Source organism: Pseudomonas sp. 10S4 (assembly GCF_034344865.1).
GTDB lineage: Bacteria > Pseudomonadota > Gammaproteobacteria > Pseudomonadales > Pseudomonadaceae > Aquipseudomonas.
In genome coordinates this window covers 810,313-830,263 of sequence record NZ_CP133774.1, presented here as the reverse complement: position 1 = coordinate 830,263, position 19,951 = coordinate 810,313, and the positions used below count along the sequence as shown (strand labels likewise).

At 59.3% G+C, this 19,951-nt stretch carries 14 protein-coding genes and 2 pseudogenes; 5 read left to right on the top strand and 11 right to left on the bottom strand.

The window, feature by feature from the left end:
• Nucleotides 1–2: 2 nt before the first annotated feature.
• Nucleotides 3–1,370 carry a DNA repair protein RadA gene (gene radA, locus RHM58_RS03895; RefSeq protein ID WP_123404825.1) on the top strand — a complete coding sequence of 456 codons (1,368 nt, stop codon included), beginning with the start codon at nucleotides 3–5 and terminating at the stop codon, nucleotides 1,368–1,370.
• A gap of 54 nt (nucleotides 1,371–1,424) precedes the next feature.
• Here the strand turns inward: radA and RHM58_RS03890 are convergent, their stop codons facing one another.
• Nucleotides 1,425–1,793 carry a PilZ domain-containing protein gene (locus tag RHM58_RS03890; protein WP_322269706.1) on the bottom strand — a complete coding sequence of 123 codons (369 nt, stop codon included), beginning with the start codon at nucleotides 1,791–1,793 and terminating at the stop codon, nucleotides 1,425–1,427.
• A gap of 159 nt (nucleotides 1,794–1,952) precedes the next feature.
• On the opposite strand from RHM58_RS03890, the gene RHM58_RS03885 reads away from it, so the two are divergent.
• The 3 genes from RHM58_RS03885 (at nucleotide 1,953) to yjiA (ending at nucleotide 5,367) form a co-directional block, all read left to right on the top strand.
• Entirely contained in the window at nucleotides 1,953–4,019 is a 2,067-nt protein-coding gene (locus RHM58_RS03885; RefSeq protein WP_322269705.1) for a carbon starvation CstA family protein, read from the top strand.
• Between the two features lie 15 nt (nucleotides 4,020–4,034).
• A complete protein-coding gene (locus RHM58_RS03880; protein ID WP_007895266.1) occupies nucleotides 4,035–4,232 on the top strand; it encodes a YbdD/YjiX family protein in 198 nt (65 codons plus the stop codon).
• 163 nt (nucleotides 4,233–4,395) lie between these two features.
• Nucleotides 4,396–5,367 (top strand): GTPase, encoded by a 972-nt coding sequence (gene yjiA / locus RHM58_RS03875; protein ID WP_201198087.1) that lies wholly within the window; start codon nucleotides 4,396–4,398, stop codon nucleotides 5,365–5,367.
• A gap of 98 nt (nucleotides 5,368–5,465) precedes the next feature.
• Here the strand turns inward: yjiA and RHM58_RS03870 are convergent, their stop codons facing one another.
• The 5 genes and pseudogenes from RHM58_RS03870 to RHM58_RS03850 form a co-directional block, all read right to left on the bottom strand.
• A complete protein-coding gene (locus tag RHM58_RS03870) occupies nucleotides 5,466–6,155 on the bottom strand; it encodes a GntR family transcriptional regulator (protein WP_201256696.1) in 690 nt (229 codons plus the stop codon).
• Between the two features lie 24 nt (nucleotides 6,156–6,179).
• The gene (locus tag RHM58_RS03865; protein WP_201256697.1) at nucleotides 6,180–6,884 is read right to left on the bottom strand and encodes a FadR/GntR family transcriptional regulator; all 705 of its coding nucleotides are present in this window, start codon (nucleotides 6,882–6,884) and stop codon (nucleotides 6,180–6,182) included.
• A gap of 67 nt (nucleotides 6,885–6,951) precedes the next feature.
• On the bottom strand, nucleotides 6,952–8,265 hold the full coding sequence (locus RHM58_RS03860) for a C4-dicarboxylate transporter DctA (RefSeq protein ID WP_201198085.1): 1,314 nt from the start codon (nucleotides 8,263–8,265) through the stop codon (nucleotides 6,952–6,954).
• A gap of 278 nt (nucleotides 8,266–8,543) precedes the next feature.
• Nucleotides 8,544–9,797, bottom strand: a complete 1,254-nt coding sequence (gene glyA, locus RHM58_RS03855; RefSeq protein WP_322269703.1) for a serine hydroxymethyltransferase — start codon at nucleotides 9,795–9,797, stop codon at nucleotides 8,544–8,546.
• 260 nt (nucleotides 9,798–10,057) lie between these two features.
• A pseudogene (locus RHM58_RS03850) lies at nucleotides 10,058–13,907 on the bottom strand (EAL and GGDEF domain-containing protein).
• 286 nt (nucleotides 13,908–14,193) lie between these two features.
• On the opposite strand from RHM58_RS03850, the gene ettA reads away from it, so the two are divergent.
• Nucleotides 14,194–15,858 carry an energy-dependent translational throttle protein EttA gene (gene ettA / locus RHM58_RS03845; protein WP_201198083.1) on the top strand — a complete coding sequence of 555 codons (1,665 nt, stop codon included), beginning with the start codon at nucleotides 14,194–14,196 and terminating at the stop codon, nucleotides 15,856–15,858.
• Nucleotides 15,859–16,026: 168 nt separating this feature from the next.
• Here the strand turns inward: ettA and RHM58_RS03840 are convergent, their stop codons facing one another.
• From RHM58_RS03840 to RHM58_RS03820, 5 genes and pseudogenes are all read right to left on the bottom strand, one after another.
• The gene (locus RHM58_RS03840; protein WP_322269702.1) at nucleotides 16,027–16,521 is read right to left on the bottom strand and encodes a GreA/GreB family elongation factor; all 495 of its coding nucleotides are present in this window, start codon (nucleotides 16,519–16,521) and stop codon (nucleotides 16,027–16,029) included.
• A 70-nt stretch (nucleotides 16,522–16,591) separates the two neighbouring features.
• Complete coding sequence (locus RHM58_RS03835; protein ID WP_322269701.1) at nucleotides 16,592–16,948, bottom strand: hypothetical protein; 357 nt, start codon at nucleotides 16,946–16,948, stop codon at nucleotides 16,592–16,594.
• A gap of 79 nt (nucleotides 16,949–17,027) precedes the next feature.
• Nucleotides 17,028–17,333, bottom strand: coding sequence for a chorismate mutase (locus tag RHM58_RS03830; protein WP_322269700.1), 306 nt, complete (start codon nucleotides 17,331–17,333; stop codon nucleotides 17,028–17,030).
• Nucleotides 17,334–17,446: 113 nt separating this feature from the next.
• Nucleotides 17,447–19,302 (bottom strand): annotated as a pseudogene (locus RHM58_RS03825) (DUF4105 domain-containing protein).
• Nucleotides 19,303–19,394: 92 nt separating this feature from the next.
• The gene (locus RHM58_RS03820; RefSeq protein WP_201198079.1) at nucleotides 19,395–19,883 is read right to left on the bottom strand and encodes a DUF3015 domain-containing protein; all 489 of its coding nucleotides are present in this window, start codon (nucleotides 19,881–19,883) and stop codon (nucleotides 19,395–19,397) included.
• Nucleotides 19,884–19,951 lie beyond the last annotated feature (68 nt).

Below are 19,951 nucleotides of genomic sequence, written 5' to 3'. Positions count from 1 at the left end.
AGATGGCCAAGGCCAAGCGCATGTACGGCTGCACCGAGTGCGGCTCAACCTTCCCCAAGTGGGCTGGCCAATGCGGCGAGTGCGGGGCCTGGAATACACTGACTGAAACCATGGTCGAGAGCGGCGGCGCTGCGGCGCCTAGCGGTCGCACCGGCTGGACCGGCCAGCAGGCGCAGATCAGGACCCTGGCGGAAGTCAGCGTCGAAGAGATACCGCGTTTTTCCACAGCCTCCAGTGAACTCGATCGGGTCTTGGGCGGAGGCCTGGTGGACGGCTCGGTGGTGTTGATTGGCGGTGATCCTGGCATCGGCAAGTCGACCATTCTGTTGCAAACCTTGTGTAACCTCGCCAAGAGCATGCCGGCGCTGTACGTCACCGGTGAAGAATCCCAGCAGCAAGTGGCCATGCGCGCCCGTCGCCTCGGCTTACCCCAAGACAAACTGCGGGTGATGACCGAAACCTGCATCGAAACCATCATCGCCACGGCCCGGCAGGAAAAGCCCAAGGTCATGGTGATCGACTCGATCCAGACGATTTTCACCGAGCAACTGCAATCGGCGCCGGGTGGCGTTTCCCAGGTTCGCGAAAGTGCGGCGTTGCTGGTGCGCTATGCCAAGCAAAGCGGCACGGCGATTTTCCTGGTGGGCCACGTTACCAAGGAAGGCGCATTGGCCGGTCCGCGGGTCTTGGAACACATGGTTGATACCGTGCTGTATTTCGAAGGCGAGTCGGATGGTCGGTTGCGCCTGCTGCGGGCGGTGAAAAACCGTTTCGGCGCGGTGAACGAGCTGGGCGTATTCGGCATGACTGACAAGGGTCTGAAAGAAGTCTCCAACCCCTCGGCGATTTTTCTCACCCGTGCTCAGGAAGAAGTCCCGGGCAGTGTGGTCATGGCGACGTGGGAAGGTACCCGGCCAATGCTGGTTGAAGTGCAGGCGCTGGTCGATGACAGTCATCTGGCGAATCCACGTCGGGTTACTCTGGGGCTGGACCAGAACCGGTTGGCGATGTTGCTGGCAGTGCTGCACCGTCACGGCGGCATTCCGACCCACGATCAGGATGTGTTCCTCAACGTGGTCGGCGGGGTCAAAGTGCTGGAAACCGCCTCTGACCTGGCGCTGATGGCGGCGGTGATGTCGAGCCTGCGTAACAAACCGCTGCCCCATGATCTGCTGGTGTTTGGCGAAGTCGGTTTGTCAGGTGAAGTGCGTCCGGTACCGAGCGGTCAGGAACGCCTGAAAGAGGCTGCAAAGCACGGCTTCAAGCGCGCCATCGTGCCCAAAGGCAACGCACCGAAAGAAGCACCGCCGGGGTTGCAGATTATTGCCGTGACCCGCCTGGAACAGGCGCTCGACGCGTTGTTCGAGTAACCGAACGCTTCAACTGAACAAACACAACCCCTGTAGGAGCTGCCGAAGGGGTGATCAGATTTCGATCAGCGCACCCAGCTCACGTTCCAGTTCCTCGGGATCGCCCAGGTTGAATTCAATCAACCGCCGCAAGCGCTCGATGGATTCCAGGCTGATGTGTTTGCAGACGAAGCCCAATTGGCCATGGTCATCGTGGGTCAGCATCACATCCATCTTGATCGCGACTTCAGGCGTCAGATGAATATCGACGCAAAAGTGATGCTCCCGATTGCCCAGCCACGGCTCGGGCTTCTCGACCAGCAGCCCCTTGAGCGACAGATCAATCAACTTCACCTGCCATATGTATTCGTCCTGGCGCAGCTCGGTTCGGGCATCGAACGCAATACGTTTGAAGCGGCGGCGATTGGCAGGGTGGTCGCTCATGGCGCAATCCTCATAAAGGTTCGCTGACTATAGACCTGCATCGCCACGGGCTGCCAGCGCAGAGCATGCGCTAGACCAATGTCGGGGTATGGTCTTTGCCGTCAGGAGAGCTAAACTCGGGGTGGCTGTCTTTCTTGTCCACCCTGGCTGGAATAAAAAATGAAAAATAATAATAGCCTGCTACGCCATTTACCCTGGCTGCTGCTGGCAATCGTAGGAGCGTGCGCCCTTGGCGTAGTGGCATTGCGCCGAGGCGAGCCGATCAACGCCTTATGGATTGTGGTCGCTGCCGTGGCCATTTATCTGGTTGCCTATCGTTACTACAGCCTGTTCATCGCCAACAATGTGATGCAACTCGATCCGCGCCGGGCCACCCCCGCCGTGCTCAACAATGATGGTCTGGACTACGTCCCGACCAATAAACACATCCTCTTCGGTCACCACTTTGCAGCCATCGCTGGTGCCGGGCCTTTGGTCGGTCCGGTCCTGGCAGCGCAGATGGGTTACCTGCCCGGCACGCTGTGGCTGATTGCCGGCGTGGTGCTGGCCGGTGCGGTTCAGGACTTCATGGTCCTGTTCATGTCCACCCGCCGTAACGGTCGTTCCCTGGGCGACATGGTCCGTGAAGAAATGGGCCGCATTCCCGGCACGATCGCGCTGTTCGGCTGCTTCCTGATCATGATCATCATCCTCGCAGTGCTGGCGCTGATCGTGGTGAAAGCCCTGGCCGAAAGCCCTTGGGGTATTTTCACGGTAATGGCGACCATCCCGATCGCGATGTTCATGGGCGTGTACATGCGCTACATCCGTCCGGGCCGCATTGGTGAAATCTCCGTCGTCGGTGTGCTTCTGCTGCTGGGCTCGATCTGGCTGGGTGGGCAGATCGCTGCGGATCCGGTGTGGGCCAAGGTCTTCAGCTTCACCGGGATCCAGATCACCTGGATGCTGATTGGTTATGGTTTCGTCGCGGCGGTGCTGCCGGTGTGGCTGATTCTGGCACCGCGTGATTACCTGTCCACGTTCCTCAAGATCGGCACCATCATTGCGCTGGCGATCGGCATCCTGATCACCATGCCCGACCTGAAAATGCCGGCACTGACCCAGTTCATCGACGGCACCGGGCCGGTGTGGAAGGGCGGGTTGTTTCCGTTCCTGTTCATCACCATTGCCTGTGGCGCGGTTTCGGGTTTCCACGCGCTGATCGCTTCCGGCACCACGCCGAAATTGCTCGCCAGTGAAGGCCATGCCCGCTATATCGGTTATGGCGGCATGTTGATGGAATCCTTCGTTGCCATCATGGCCATTGTCGCTGCCTCGGTGATCGAGCCGGGCGTGTACTTCGCCATGAACAGCCCGGCGGCCATCGTCGGCGGTGATGTGGTGCAAGTGGCGCAAACCGTCAGCAGTTGGGGTTTTGCAATTACCCCGGAAGCGCTGCAAGCGGTGGCCAGGGACATCGGTGAAACCACCGTGCTGGCTCGTGCCGGCGGTGCGCCGACCCTGGCGGTTGGTATTGCGCAGATCCTGCACAACATTCTGCCGGGTGAAAACACCATGGCGTTCTGGTACCACTTCGCGATCATGTTCGAGGCGCTGTTCATCCTCACCGCCGTCGACGCGGGCACGCGGGCCGGACGCTTCATGCTTCAGGATTTGCTCGGCTCCTTCGTTCCGGCGCTCAAACGAACGGAATCCTGGACCGCCAACCTGATCGCGACTGCCGGTTGCGTGGCGATGTGGGGTTACTTGCTTTATCAAGGCGTGATCGATCCGCTCGGTGGCATCAACACCTTGTGGCCGCTGTTCGGTATCTCCAACCAGATGCTCGCCGGCATCGCGCTGATGCTCGCCACCGTCGTCCTGATCAAAATGAAACGCCAACGCTACATCTGGGTCACCTTGTTGCCGGCCGCGTGGTTGCTGATTTGCACCACCACCGCCGGTTTCATCAAGTTGTTCGACGCCAACCCGGCGATCGGCTTCCTGTCTCTGGCCAAGAAATACAGCGATGCATTGGCCAACGGTCAGATCCTCGCGCCGGCCAAGGACATCAATCAGATGCAGCACGTGATCTGGAATGCCTACACCAACGCAACGCTGACAGCGCTGTTCCTGTTCGTGGTGTTCAGCATCCTGTTCTATGCGCTCAAGGTCGGTATTTCGGCCTGGGGCAGCAAAGAACGTACGGATAAAGAATCGCCGTTCCAGGCTGTGCCGGACGCGTAATCGAGGATTGCCAACATGTTCAATGACCTGAGTCGCCTCGGTAAATACCTCGGTCAGGCCGCACGCCTGATGGTCGGCATGCCCGACTACGACAATTACGTCGAGCATATGCAAACCAAACACCCGGACAAACCGGTGATGAGCTACGAGATGTTCTTTCGGGAACGTCAGGAAGCGCGTTACGGTGGCAAGGGTGGGCCGAAGTGCTGTTGATTCAACAGCCGGGTTGACGTAATCCCTGTGGGAGCGAGCTTGCTCGCGATAGCGGTCTGACAGTCAGCATCTCTGTTGACTGTGGAGCCGCCATCGCGAGCAAGTTCGCTCCCACATTTGTTTTTGTGTTGTTTTTTAAATTGTCTGAAGCAGGAGGTTCCAGTTGTCCTCTCCCATCCCGGTCACGATCCTCAGCGGCTTCCTCGGCGCTGGTAAAACCACGCTGTTGCGCCACCTGCTCAAAGCCGAGCACGGGCTGAAAATCGCCGTGATCGAAAACGAATTCAGCGACGCTGGCATCGACACCCAATTATTGGGCGATGAGCCGGTGCAAGTGATGACGCTGTCCAACGGCTGCGTCTGCTGCACCATTCACACAGACCTGACCAAGGCCCTGTACCTGTTGCTCGAACGCCTGGACAGCGGTGAAATCGCTTTCGACCGACTGGTGATCGAATGCACCGGCCTGGCCGACCCAGCCCCGGTGGCGCAAACCTTCTTCATCGATGAAGACCTGCGCGAGCGCTACCTTCTCGACGGCATCATCACTTTGGTGGACGCCGCCCACGCTGACACTCACCTGACCCAGACCATCGCCCAGGCGCAGATCGGTTTCGCCGATCGCCTGCTGGTGAGTAAACGGGATTTGGTGGATGAGGCGACTTTCAACGCCCTCAGCGAACGCCTGACCCGCATCAACCGCCGTGCGCCGATTCGCGTCGTTGAGCACGGGAAGATCGACCTGGCCGAATTGCTCGACGTGCGCGGTTTCAATCTCAACGCGGATCTCGGGGGCGGTGTGAGCCTGCGGCCGGTGAGCAAGGCGCCGTCGATTGATCGGATTTCCAGCCTGGTACTGCGCACCGACAAGCCGCTGGATATCGACAAGCTCAGCGAGTTCATGAACGAACTGCTGGAAGACCATGGCAAGCAACTGCTGCGCTACAAGGGTGTGTTGAACATCGCTGGTGAGCCACGGCGGATGGTGTTTCAGGGTGTGCTGAAGTTGTACGGCTTCGATTGGGACACCGAATGGGCGGAGGGCGAGGCGCGGGAAAGCGTAATTGTGTTTATTGCCGATGATTTGCCGGAAGAGAAGATTCGTGCGGGGTTTGAGCGGGTTGCCGCAATCTGATGCATTGTCGGCGTCTGCTATGGCCCTATCGCGAGCAAGCTCGCTCCCACATTTGAAATGCATTCCCCTGTGGGAGCGAGCTTGCTCGCGATAGCGATTTAACCCGCGACACGATTTTTGATGAATGTCGGTTCCCGGTTCAGCAATGCCATTTCCAAATAATCCAGATGCCTGCTCAGCAACGTCTCAGCCTTCACAGCATCCCTACGCTCCACAGCTTCCAAAATCCCCTGATGCACCTGCCAAACGCAATAACCCTCCAAATCCCCATCAACTTGCGCAATCGCCAACGAAGTCAGCGGCACCAGGCTTCCCAGAAAATGCGCCAACGGTGCATTCCCCGCCATTTGAGCCAATTGCAAATGAAACTCCCCCGATAACCGGATTGCTGGAGCACGCGCGATACAGTGGCGCTCGCTGTCGATCAACGTACCCAGACGTTTCAAATCTTGCGGACGGGGTTGCTGGCAGGCCAGTCGCACCAGCGTGATTTCGGTCAACCGCCGTGCATGCAACATCTGCCGGGTTTGTTCGCTGTCGAGCGCTGCAACCCGGGGCCGATGATTCGCCCGAAGGACAACGATTTGCTCATGGGACAGTCGAGTCAACACGCCACGAATCTCACTGCGCCTGGCGTTGAACATCTGCGCCAGGCTTTCCTCGGTAAAGCGACTGTCGGCATCAATGCGTTGTTCGAGAATGGCGTCGAAGACCCGCGAATAGAGATCGTCCACCCGGTGAGGAAAGGGCAGGGCGGTGAGTGTTTGCGCTGAGGCGAAGCTGTTCATGGCCAGTCTCCAGTTCGAAGAGGTTCAACTGCCGAGGTTGTCGTCCGGGATATTCAGTTCAATGCCCATGCGCTGACCTTCCCGAAGGATGTGCCGACGCATTTCGGCGCTGGCCTGGGCGCTGTTCTTGCTGCGGATCGCCCGCACCACGGCTTCGTTTTCTTCAAGGCGTTCGGCCAAATGCTCTGGCGAGTTGCGCAGCACTTCGGCACTTTGCTTGAGAGCGTTGCTGGTCTGTTGCACCACACTCTGGAAGATCGGGTTCGAGGTCAGGGTGAACAATTCTTCGTGGAACGCGATGTAGGCGCTGACCCCGGCTTCACTGTCGTTGGCCTCCAGGGCTTCGCGCATGTCCATCAGGGTCAGGCGCAGTTGCCCGACTTCCTTGCTGCTGATCGATTGCGCCACCAGGCCGACGATGAACGGTTCGAGCGTGTAGCGCAGTTGCAGCACGTCCTCCAGGCTTGCGCCGGCCACTGCGCTGTCGTGGCTTTGGCTGTCGCTGAGATTGGCTTCCAGCACCACTACGCCTTTACCCGGCATGGAGCGCACCAGCCCGAGGGTTTCCAGCACGATCACCGCTTCGCGCAGGCTCGGGCGGCTGATGCCCAGTTGTTCGGCCAGTTCGCGCTGGCCCGGCAACATGTCGCCGGAGCGCCACTGGCCACGGGCCAGAGCGGCCCGAAGTTTTTCTACTACTGAGGTTACGACGGTCGATGTGGTGATCACTGTTCGCTCCATGAGCCTCTAAAACGTTTGATAACCGTGCCTGCCCGTAGGCAGGCACTGCGATTATTCAGAATTCTTGTTGATGGGGCGGGACGACCGGTTTTCTCGGCTGGAAGGTATAACCCACCTGACCGGAAAGCACTTTGTTTGCCCGTTGGATATCGATGTCCTTTTCCCAGCGAGCAATGGCCACGGTGGCGACGCAGTTGCCGATCAGGTTGGTCAGCGCCCGGCCGATGCCCATGAACCAGTCCACCGCCAGCACCAGCACCAGACCGACCACCGGAATGGCCGGGATCGCGGTCAATGTGGCGGCGAGAATCACCAGCGCCGAACCGGGGATGCCGTGGGCACCTTTGGAGGTAATCAACGACACCAGCAGAATCGTCAGCAGGTCGGTCATGGCCAGCGGCGTGCCGGTGGCGTTGGCGATGAAGACGATGGCCAGGGTCAGGTAGATCGAGAAACCGTCGAGGTTAAAGGAGTAACCGGTTGGAATCACCAGCCCGACCGTCGAGCTGCCGATGCCCAGGTGCTCAAGCTTGCGCATGATCTGCGGCAGCACGGCGTCGGAAGAGGCGGTGCCCATGACGATCAGCAATTCTTCACGCAGGTACTTGAGCAGTGGCCACATCCGCAGGCCGGAAAGGCGCATGACCAGGCCGAGAATCAGCGACACGAACGCGGCGCAGGTCAGGTAAAACAAGCCAACCAGGCTGCCCAGGTGTTGCAGCGAATCCAGGCCATATTTGCTGGTAGTGAAGGCGATGGCGCCGAACACGCCGATCGGCGCCAGACGCACGATCATGCCCATGATGCGGAAGATCACGTGGCTGAGTTCGTTGATCAGCCGGGAAATGCCCGAGGCCGCTTCGCCGACCAGGTTCAGGGCGCTGCCGAACAGCACCGAGAACAGCAGGACCTGGAGGATGTTGTTGTCGGCAAAAGCACCGATCACCGACGTCGGGATCAGGTCCATCAGGAATTGCGTGGTGGTGTGCATCTGCTGGCCACGCTGGGCGATGTCGCCCATGTCGGCGGCGGAAAGTTGTTCCAGATGAATGTTCGCGCCGCTGCCGATGCCGGTACTGAAAGCGAACAGCAGGCCAATCAGCAGGGCGATGGTGGTCAGCACTTCAAAGTAGATGACCGACTTGAGACCGATGCGCCCGACCTTCTTCAGATCGCCCGCACCGCTGATGCCGCTGACCACCACGCAGAACACGATCAGGCCAATGAGCATCTTGATCAGTTTGATAAAACCGTCGCCCAGCGGTTTGAGCTGTGCGGAGTATTCGGGAAGGGTCAGCCCACAGATGATGCCGAGCACCAGTCCGAGAACCACTTGGAGGAAGATTGAACGCGAGCACCATCTGAGCATGGGAGGAATCCTGGTCGGTGTCCTGGCTGCCGTGCGCTTGAACGCATCTGATTCAGGACTTAATTATTGTGGTCTTACCGGTATGTCCAGTGCAGGCGCAGTCTACGCTCGGTTTTTTCCAGATGACAAGTAAAAAGAGTGAAATCGGCATGACCGGTCTGACCAGTGGCCAACACCGCCTAGGAGCTGCCGAAGGCTGCGATCTTTTGATCTTTCTACAGGCGAAAAAACCGGCCATCACTGACCGGTTTTTTTACAGCTGCGATTTAGCGGTGCAATTAAGCGCCGTATACCGGCAGTTTCTTGCAGATGGTCTTGACCTTCTCACGAACGGCGTCGATCACCGCTTCGTTGTTCAGGTCAGCCAGGATGTCGCAGATCCAGCCGGCCAGCTCTTTGCACTCTGCTTCCTTGAAGCCGCGAGTGGTCACAGCCGGAGTACCGAAACGCAGACCGGAGGTCACGAACGGGGAGCGTGGATCGTTTGGCACGGAGTTCTTGTTCACGGTGATGAAAGCCTTGCCCAGAGCGGCATCGGCGTCTTTACCGGAGATTTCCTGCTTGATCAGCGACAGCAGGAACAGGTGGTTTTCAGTACCGCCCGAGACCACGTCGAAACCGCGCTCGATGAACACGCCGGCCATGGCCTTGGCGTTCTTCACCACTTGTTGCTGGTAGGTCTTGAACTCAGGCTGCAGTGCTTCTTTGAAGCAGATCGCTTTAGCGGCGATCACGTGCTCCAGCGGGCCACCCTGGGCGCCCGGGAATACCGCGGAGTTCAGCTTTTTCTCGATGTCGGCGTTGGCGCGAGCCAGGATCAGGCCGCCACGTGGACCGCGCAGGGTCTTGTGCGTGGTGGTGGTCACGACGTCAGCGAAAGGCACCGGGTTCGGATAGACGCCAGCGGCGACCAGACCGGCCACGTGGGCCATGTCGACGAACAGGTAGGCGCCAACCTTGTCAGCGATTTCGCGGAAACGTGGGAAATCCAGAATCTGCGAGTAAGCAGAGAAACCGGCCACGATCATTTTTGGCTTGTGCTCAACAGCCAGGCGCTCGACTTCGTCGTAGTCGATCAGGCCGTTGGCATCGATACCGTACTGAATGGCGTTGTACAGCTTGCCGGAGGACGAAACGCTAGCACCGTGGGTTAGGTGACCGCCGTGGGCCAGGCTCATGCCCAGGATGGTGTCGCCGGCTTGCAGCAGGGCCAGGTAAACGGCGCTGTTGGCTTGGGAGCCAGCGTGCGGCTGAACGTTGGCGTAATCAGCGCCGAACAGTTCTTTTGCACGGTCGATGGCCAGTTGCTCAACCACGTCGACGAACTCGCAACCACCGTAGTAGCGCTTGCCTGGGTAGCCTTCGGCGTACTTGTTGGTCAGTACCGAGCCTTGAGCTTCCATCACCGCAGGGCTGGTGTAGTTTTCCGAAGCGATCAGCTCAATATGTTCTTCCTGGCGCTGAGCTTCTTGCTCCATGGCGGCAAAGAGATCGGCGTCGTACTTGGCAATAGTCAAATCACGGCTGAACATGGCGGTCCTCAAGGATCGGGGCAGAAAAGGGGGCATTCTAACCCATCAGGTTTTAGATGGCATATGAAAGGACATCATGTCGCAGACAAGTGGCGTTCATGACGGGATCAGCGGTGATTGTGCTGGCCTGTGGCGAGGGAGCTTGCCCCCGTTGGGTCGCGAAGCGGCCCCGGCATTTCCCCGGTCAAACTGTGCAAACAGGTTTTGCGACTGCTTCGCAGCCGAACGGGGGCAAGTCCCCTCGCCACAACGGCCCTCAATCAATCGAACATGAACAGCGCATCATTGCTGAACTGCGCCTCAAACCGGCTCGCCGGCATCGGCCGCCCAAACAGATACCCTTGAACCTCATCGCACCCATGCTCGCGCAGGAAGTCGAGTTGCTCGTGGGTTTCCACGCCCTCGGCGATCACTGCCAGGTTCAGGCTGTGGGCCATGGCGATGATCGCCCGGGCAATCTGCGCATCCTGCTCGCCCGACGGCAGGCCGTCGACGAAGGTGCGGTCGATTTTCAGCACGTCGATCGGGAATTGCTTGAGGTAGTTGAGCGATGAATAACCGGTGCCGAAGTCATCGACCGCGATGCTCAAGCCAAGGTTTTTCAGCCCGGCGAGAATCTGCATCGCCTCGCTGACTTCGCGCATCAGGATACTTTCGGTCAGTTCCAGCTCCAGGCACGCCGGCGGCAGGCCGGTTTCCTTGAGGATGTTGGCGATCCGCGTGCCGAGCTGACCATCGGAGAACTGCCGTGCCGAGATGTTCACCGAGACTTTCGGTACTCGTACCTTGGCCTGATGCCAGGTCTTGAGCTGGCGACAGGCCTCGCTGATCACCCAGTCGCCGACATCCACCACCAGGCCAAGCTCTTCGAGCACTGGAATGAAATCCCCCGGCGGCACCAGCCCGCGACGCGGATGGCGCCAGCGCAGCAGGGCTTCGGCGCCGGTCAGGCGTTTGCCGTCGCCGCTGAACTGCGGCTGGTAATACAGCACGAATTCGTCCTGCTCCAGGGCATGACGCAGATCGCTTTCCAGTTCCAGGCGTTCGAGGGCGCTGGCGTTCATGTCCGCTTGATAGAACTGGAAGTTGTTCTTGCCGCGCTCCTTGGCGTGGTACATCGCGGTGTCGGCGTTCTTCATCAACTGACTGAGTTCGTTGCCGTCCTGCGGGCTCAGGGCAATACCGATACTGGCGGTGACGAAGAACTCGCGACCTTCCAGCACAAACGGTTTCACCAGGCTGGCGAGGATCTGTTCAGCCACATGAATGGCCCGGTTCAGCGCCACTTCACGGTTGATGCGCGGTTGCAGCAGCAAGGTGAACTCATCACCGCCCATTCGCGCCACGAGTGTCGTCATCGTCGACGCACCGAGCAGGCGCGTGGCCATCTCCTTGAGCATGCGGTCGCCGGCGTGCGTGGCCGAGGCTGTCGTTGATCGACCTTGAAGCGGTCGAGGTCGATGAACATCAGCACCACCCACGACTTCTGCCGCTCGGCCGATTGCAGCGCGGTGTGCAGGCGATCCTGGAACAGCGTGCGGTTGGGCAGGTGGGTCAGGGCGTCGTAATAGGCCAGGCGATGAATCCGCTGTTCGCTGGCCTTGCGCTCGCTGATGTCGCTGAAGAAGCACACGTAGCTGGCCAGGTCGCCTTCGTCGTCGAGCACCGCCGTAATGCCTACCCACGCCGGGTAATGTTCGCCATTGCGGCGTTTGAGCCAGACTTCGCCTTCCCAGGTGCTGTGCTGATGCAGTTGCTTGAGCACATAACGCAGGTGGGCTTCTTGTTGATCGTCGACGGTCAACATGTTCGGCAACTGGTCGAGGACCTGCGACACCGCATAACCGCTGACGCGACTGAACGCCTCGTTGGCCTGGACGATGTAACCGGCCGGGTCGGTGATCAGGATCGCCGAGGTCGAATGTTCGAATACCGTGGCCGCCATGCGCAGGTCTTTCTCGGCACGACGCTGCTGGCTGATGTCACGACCGACCCCGAGCACACCTTCGAACGCACCGTGTTCATCCCAGACCAGCACCAATCGCAGCTCGATCGGGATCTTGCGCCCGTCGGCCCGCAGGCAGTCGAACAGGAACAACTGGGTCTTCACCTGACTGCGCAACAACGTCAGTTGATCAGGTTTATCCAGGGCTTTGCTGACCCGGTCCATCAGGCTATAGATGCCGGTCAGTTGTTGCGGGTTGGCGATGGTCGATTGCCAGCCGTTCTGGAAAATCCAGTCGACGTCATAGCCGAGCACCGCTTGCACCGACGGGCTGACGTAATTGAGCGACAGCTTGTTGTCGGTGGAGAAAATCACATCACTGATGCTTTCGGCGAGCATGCGGTAGCGCTGCTCGCTGTCGCGCAAGGATTCGCTGGCCTCGATCTGCTCGGTGATGTCCTTGGCCACGCCGATGATCCGCGTGACCTGATCGTTTCTATCCCGGGCGAGAGCTTGTTCGCGAATGTCGAAACGCCGCCAATTACCGTTGCGATGACGGAAGCGCAGTTGGCATTGCAGCAACTGCGAGTAACCGGCGTGGCGCTGGGTCTGGCGTGATCGGTGGTAATAATCGGCATCTTCGGGGTGCAGGAGGATTTCCCAGAAGTACTCACCCATCTGGTGCAGTTCGGTCCGGTTGTAGCCCAGCGTCTGACCCAGGTGGTGGTTACTGAAGATCATCCGCTGGCTGATCACGTCCTGCACGTACAGGTGATCCGGTACGGTGCGCACGACATCGGACCAGAAGCCTTCACGCTCCAGCAGCGAGAGCTCGACGAGCTTGCGACTGGTGATGTCATTGATGCTCAGAATCACTGCTTTGTAGTCGTGCTGCTCTTCCGGCAGGCGCAGAACCAGCCACAAGTGCTGGTCGCGGCCGTTGGTGTCCTGGAGTTTGATTTCCAGTTCGAGTTGTTTCTGCTGGTTGTGTACCGCCTCGATCACTTGGTTACCGATAGCGGTGCAGTCCTGCGGACAACCATCGATCAGCAGTTTCCAGGCCTGCTCGCAAGAATTGACATTAAGCAGTTGCAGAGCGACCTGGTTGACCTCGGTGATGCGCAACTCTTGTAGCAGTTGCTGGCGCTGTTCCGGGACGTCGAGCCAGGTCTTCAGTTGTTCGCTGCTGCTGATTTGGGTCTTGTCGAAAAAGTTTTTCAGCCCGGACAGATCGAGCACGCAAAGCGCCACGCCGGTGCCATCGAAAATATCCTGATAGCGCCGGCGCCCCTCATGCAGCTGACGCTGACGACGACGCATGCTCAACAGCGCGATAAACGGTAGCAGTGAGAAAGCCAGGCCCAGCAGGCATTTACCGATGAACGCCGGCAGCAGTTGTTCGAGCACCTGTTGGCGGTCGAACAACCCGCGCAGTTGCCAGTCACTGCTGCTCAGCGGCACGGCTAGCACGCTGTTGGCCAGATCATCGTCGCTCAGTGCGCCCGGTTTGGCGGAGGGCAGCGCTTCGTCGCGACTGATGATTTGATGATTGATGCGGTTCTCTACCAGCCATAGCGGCCGGATGCCGGCTTCGCCCTGTTTGGTCAGCGAGGAGAAAAACGTCGGCGTCAGGCGCAAGGCCCAATAACCGCGACTGCTGCCGCTGGCTTGATGCAGCAGCAAGTGCACCACCGAGCCATCGTCAGCGTTGCTGAAATAGTGGGCTTGCGAACGGCTGCGGCGTACCAGATCGCTGAGGTAATCGGCGTCCTGGCTGTCGGTGGCGCTGTCGCTGAGAATTTTGCCGGACGGGCTCAGTAGCGCCAGACTGCGCAGGTCGGGTAGCGATTGCTGCACTTTGCGCAGCAATGCCTGCTGTTCGTCGGCTGATTGCGGTTGCTCGATGATCGGTAGCAGATTGAGCGCGATCTGCGCGTTCAGCGCCATGTTCAGGCTGACTTGGGAGGCGAGGTCGGCGGTGTAGTCGATGGTGTACTGGCGCTGGTTTTTCTGGGTTTGCGTAAGCTGATCCAGCAACTGCCAGAGCAGCAGCGCGAGCAGCAACAGCACGAGTGTCGCCAGCGCGCCCTTCAGGGTTCCGCGCAGGGGGAGCCGAGCGCGGCAGCCGGTGCACGGGTAGAAAGAGGCGGCGTGACATTAGACAAACTGAAATCCTGCGGTTTGGCTGGATTGGCGCGACGTGCACTATAAGCCGGACGCCCGGAGGGCGGCTAGCATGCCTTGTGTTGTGGCTAAGTGCCAGCCCCTCGCGGCTGGACTGCCTTTCATCATTCAGGTAGCTTTGCCGGTTACGCGGGAGCGTTCCAGCTCCTAGACTCAGGCTTTTTCAGCGCGCACGCCTCGATACCCATCTGGCGGACGACGCGCACAGCCTGGCCCGGGCATCGCCTGCGCTCTGATCATTCATCTGTCACTGACCCAAGGTTCTCCATGGCTCAATACGTCTTCACCATGCATCGGCTGGGCAAAGTTGTTCCGCCGAAGCGGGAAATCCTGAAAAACATTTCGCTGTCGTTCTTCCCCGGCGCCAAAATCGGCGTACTCGGCCTCAACGGTTCGGGTAAGTCCACGCTGTTGAAAATCATGGCCGGCGTTGATACCGAATTCGAGGGCGAAGCCCGTCCAATGCCGGACCTGAACATCGGCTACCTGCCGCAAGAGCCGATCCTGGATCCGACCAAGACCGTGCGTGAAGTGGTCGAGGAAGCGGTCAGCGTAATCAAGAACGCTCAGGCGCGCCTGGACGAGGTCTACGCGGCTTACGCTGAAGAAGATGCCGACTTCGACAAACTGGCCGCCGAACAGGCCAAGCTCGAAGCCATCCTGCAAGCCAGCGACGGTCACAACCTGGATCGCCAACTGGAAGTCGCCGCCGATGCGCTGCGTCTGCCGGCATGGGATGCCAAGGTCGAATTCCTGTCCGGTGGTGAAAAGCGTCGTGTGGCCCTGTGCCGCCTTCTGCTGTCTGCCCCTGACATGCTGCTACTCGACGAACCAACCAACCACTTGGACGCCGATTCCGTCGCCTGGTTGGAGCACTTCCTGCACGACTTCCCGGGCACCGTGGTAGCGATCACGCACGACCGTTACTTCCTGGACAACGTCGCAGGCTGGATTCTCGAACTCGACCGCGGCGCCGGTATCCCGTACGAGGGCAACTATTCGGGTTGGCTTGAAGCCAAGTCCAATCGTCTGGCTGCCGAATCCAAGCAGCAGTCGGCCCACGAAAAAGCCATGAAGGAAGAACTGGAGTGGGTGCGCCAAGGCGCCAAGGCCCGCCAGTCCAAATCCAAGGCTCGTCTGCAACGCTTCGAAGAAATGCAATCGCAGGAATTCCAGAAGCGCAGCGAAACCAACGAGATCTACATTCCGGCCGGTCCGCGCCTGGGTGACAAGGTCATCGAGTTCAAGAACGTCAGCAAGGGCTACGGCGATCGCGTGTTGATCGACAACCTGTCGTTCTCCATGCCTAAAGGCGCCATCGTTGGCGTGATCGGCGGTAACGGTGCTGGTAAGTCGACCCTGTTCCGCATGCTGATGGGCAAGGAAACGCCGGATTCGGGCACCATCGAAGTCGGCGAAACCGTGCAACTGGCCTGCGTCGATCAGAGCCGCGAAGACCTGGACGGCAGCAAGACTGTGTTCCAGCAAATCTCCGACGGTTCCGACCAGATACGCATCGGCAACTACGAGATTCCGTCGCGTACCTACGTCGGTCGCTTCAACTTCAAGGGCGGCGATCAGCAGAAGTTCGTCAAGGACCTGTCCGGTGGTGAGCGCGGTCGCTTGCACCTGGCCCTGACCCTGAAAGAGGGCGGCAACGTCCTGCTGCTCGACGAACCGTCCAACGACCTCGACGTTGAAACCCTGCGTTCCCTGGAAGAAGCCCTGCTGGACTTCCCGGGCGCCGCCATTGTGATCTCTCACGATCGGTGGTTCCTTGACCGCGTCGCGACTCACATCCTGGCGTACGAAGACGACTCGCAAGCCATCTTCTTCGAAGGTAACTACACCGAGTACGAAGCTGATCGTAAGAAGCGCCTCGGCGAAGCGGCTGCCCAGCCGCACCGTGTACGGCACAAGAAACTGGCCTGATATCGGGTTGGTTGCATGAAAAAAACGGAGCCTTCAGGGGCTCCGTTTTTTTATGGTTTTTCAGTAAGACCGAGGTGCGGCCTTCGCGAGCAAGCCCGCTCCCACATTGGTTTTGTGAACGCCACAAATCTAATGGGAGCGAGCCTGCTCGCGATGGCGTCCTCACAATCAACCGACTTCTATGCCCAATACCTCAATCAACAAATCCCCCGCCGGCCGCTTCCACAAGACCTCATCGCCAATTTGCGCACCCAACAACGCCCGCCCCAACGGCGATCCCCAATTGATCAGTCCGCTGCCAGCATCTGCCTGATCCTCGCCCACCAACTGCACACGCTGCTCGTTGCCTTGTTCATCAGCAAACGTCACCCAAGCGCCAATCTGCACTTTGTCGGTGGAGGAGGCCGCAACGACAACCTGGGCGCTTTGCAGGCGTTGATTAAAATACCGCCAGTCACGCTCAAGGTCGGCCTGGCGCTGTTTATCGGCCAGTTCGCCCTTTGCACTCTGTTCATCGAGCAGGTTTTGTACCTCGGCGAGTTTCACCTGAAGCAGGGCCAGCCCTGCCGGGGTGACGTAATTGGGCTGCGCGCTGACCTGGCGTTCCACTGGCTGGTCGGCTTGCGCGGCGGCGTTATCTTCATTGACGAAGGCACGGCTCATGGTTTTCTCCCGTTATAGGGTTTGGGCCATGCTCGCAGGGTTTTAGTTTCGACGAATGTCTGCCAACGACCTATTGCGAGCGAAAGGCTCGCGCGGCGTCCTGATCTTTCTGCTGCTGCCAGGCTCTTTCGCGCTCATCCCAATAGTGGCTGCGGTAGTCCTCGCGATCCTTGTTTTCCAGCATCGCCTGGCACTGGCGGAAGCCATCGCTCCAGCCGTCGGCGTACTGCTTGTCCTTGAGGTAGCGCGGCACGTTTTTACGGAATTCACCGGTCATCGCCCCGCCAGCCTGACGGCCACTGACGCAACCGTCATCGAAGCCATCGGCGAATGCCGGCGGGTAACCCTTGGCGATCAGATCTTCATGAGTCGACTGGCAACCCGCGCACAACAGCAACACCCCAAGCACACCTACACAACGCCACATTTCAGACTCCCGGCCTTTCGACGGCCTATACAGAGAAGTCTAGAAGTCGATTCGTCAGACGTTTGTGAAAGGGCTGTGATTAATCCGTTGGCGTCGCCGCCAGGCGGGCATGTTCGGACAGCTCCTGTTCGATGAACGCGGCGATCATGGCGCGGTAGACCTGTTCGGTGACTTCGGGATTCGCGCCTGTGGCTTCGGCCAATGCCCGAACCTTGACGATGACCTGCTCGACCCTGGCGGGTGCTTTTACCGCGTCGCTGTCTTTCTTGAAGCGAGCGGCTTGCGCCACGTAGGCGCCGCGCTCGGCCAGTAGCGTGACGATCTGGCCATCCAGCCGATCAATGTTTTGGCGAACGTCTTCGAGGGAATTGCAGGTAACAGCCATGTTGGTTGAGCTCCATATGGGAATGTTCAGAATCAAAAGATCGCAGCCTTCGGCAGCTCCTACAGGTGTACGCGATCAAATGTAGGCGCTGCCGAAGGCTGCGATCTTTTGATCTAGTAGTGATACCACTTCACCTCAAGCATCACTTCATTTTCGGGCGAGGCGAGGTGGCTGAATTCGCGCTGGGCGCTCAGGCGCAGACCCAGGTTGCGCGACAATTCCCACTGCTGATTCAGACTCAGGCTACGGCGCACTTCGCCGTTGGTGAAGAAATCACCCTTGGTTTCCAGGCTGAAATTACCCAGCGGGTTCTTCCACAACACGCCGCTGTTGAAGCCGGCCGCCGGGGCGACAAACCCGGCGAAGTCGTTGTTGTGTTCGATGCGCACGGTGCCCAGCGCAAAACCGAGCACGTCTTGACCCAGTTGCCAGGTGCCGCCGGCGCCGCCATTGACGTGGCTGACCAGGGTTTCATCGTCATGTTTGCCCGGCACGCGTTCCAGGCCGCCAGTGACCTGCCACGACAGCGGCTGCAACAGCTCGTTGCGCGGCGTCAGTGAGCGAATAGTCGCCAGATCCAGTTGCTGCAATTGCCAGTGATTGCCTTCGTACTGGCGCAGTTTCATTTGCAGGATTTCAATTTGCGCGCCCAGCGGAAAGCTCTCGGCGTTGTCGTTGAGGTCGTGATAGGCCATGCGCAAACCGTATTCGCCGAACGCCTTGTCGCCCCGGTGTGGCCGAGGCCCGCCTGCCAGGTGCGGGACTCATGGCCGTCCTCGGGCAGGCCGGGGCGGGGGATGTCCAGTTCCGGTGCCGGGTTCTGGTTGATCGCCCGCAGCAGTTCGAAACTGCGCTGCGAGCGTTCAGGGTCGCGCTCCTGGCCGTTGGCGCGGTAGCGTTCCAAGCGGTAAGCCGCATCGATGATCAGCGCTTGGCGTTCGCGCGGTTGAGCCTTGAATGCGGGTGCCTGCAATTGCTTCTGATCGGCGCTGACTTTTAGCACCCATTGCTGTTCTTCAGGATTCAACGGCTCGGCGCGGCTCAGCAATTCTCTTTCGCGTGACGGACGATATTGAATGGACTCCACCAAACCGGCTTCTTTCACCGCTTTGACGGTATCGGTCGGGATTGCAGTCAGTGGGAATTGTTCGGTCAACCGCAAGCTCGGCCGCGCCACTTGCAACAGTTCCAGCAGGCGATAGGAGCAGTTTTCGTCGAAGAAGAAATAGTCGAACTGGATCTGCTTCAGCTCCCAGACGTGCTCGACCATGCGCTCGGTTTCTTCCTGGGTCAGGTTCAGCCGGTATTCCCACAGGTCGCGGTTCTCCAGGCTGCGGTATTCCGAGAGTTTTTCCTGATAAGGCACCAGCGCAAACAAACCGGGATAGCCGCCCATCAAGCCCTTCCAGGCATAGAGGATGCTGTTGTCCGAACCTTCGATGTAGGCGCCGAAGTTGATCGCGTAACTGAGCAGGGCGGTGTGGTCGCTTTGCACGTCAGCCTGGTCGATGCGCAGCAAGGTGTGGCCAAACATCGAGGACGGACTGTTGAGGTAAGCCGCCGGGAAAATCATCACCGTGCTATGGGGCGCGACGTCCTTGAACCATTGCTTGAATTCAGTGCAGTCCAGCGTCGGTAGGTCAGTCAGGTTGAGCTGTGCCTTGAGCCAGCGAGTCCGGGCCGGGTAGACGCATTGGGCGTGCTTTTCACCGGCAGTGGCCGGGGCGTAGAGCGCCTGGACCGTCGCCGCCAGTTCGCGGTCCGGGTGTTCGTTACCGTCGGGGGCGAGGAAGAACTTCTTGTCGCTGACATAGCTGCGCCAGCCACCGAGCTTGGCGGTTTCGTAATGGCCCAGGGAAATCCAGAAAGGGTCATTGGCCAGTTGCTGCAAACGTTGATCGTCGATGTGTGGCGCGGCGGACAGCGGGGCGCAGACACAGAGCGCCAGCCAGGCAAGGCGTTTGAGCATAGTGGGCAACTTAAGTCGAAAGAAACAAAGACCCAAAGAGGGCTAGGTCCAAAAACAAAAGCCGCTCCCCGAAAGGAGCGGTCGGGTCGAGCTTAAGCTTGAGTCGCGTACTTGGCCAGACGCGGATCGTTCTTCAGAACGGCCAGGGTGTTGGTATGCACGTCGTCAGCGGTCACGTCAGCCTTGCTGAAGATTTGCTGGAAATGCTCGTGAGTCACGGCGGCGAAGTGCGCACGGTCTTCCGGCGCCACGCCCAGTACCACGGCATAAGTGGTCAGCGCTTCGCCCTGACCTTTAGCCATGTCTTCGGACAGCTCGTTCATCATGCCATTCATGGCAAACCAGGATTTGCCGCCATAGGTCAGCGACGCATTGGTGGCGCAACCGTTGGTACCGGACGTCATACCGAACGTCGCGTTACCGGAGGTGCCGTTGGTGGTGGATGCCAGGAAATGCGCCGGGGTGCCACGCTGCCCTTCGAACAGCATGTTGCCCCAACCGCAATCCGGGCCGCCTGGCGCCTGAGCCATGGCGTTGAGGGATACGACGGTGAAGAGAGTACCGAGAAGAATCCGTTTCATAGCTGAGTTCTCTTTGTGTGCATACCAATGGACAAGGGGTTCTGGCGTCATCTCGACGTCAGTGGGCC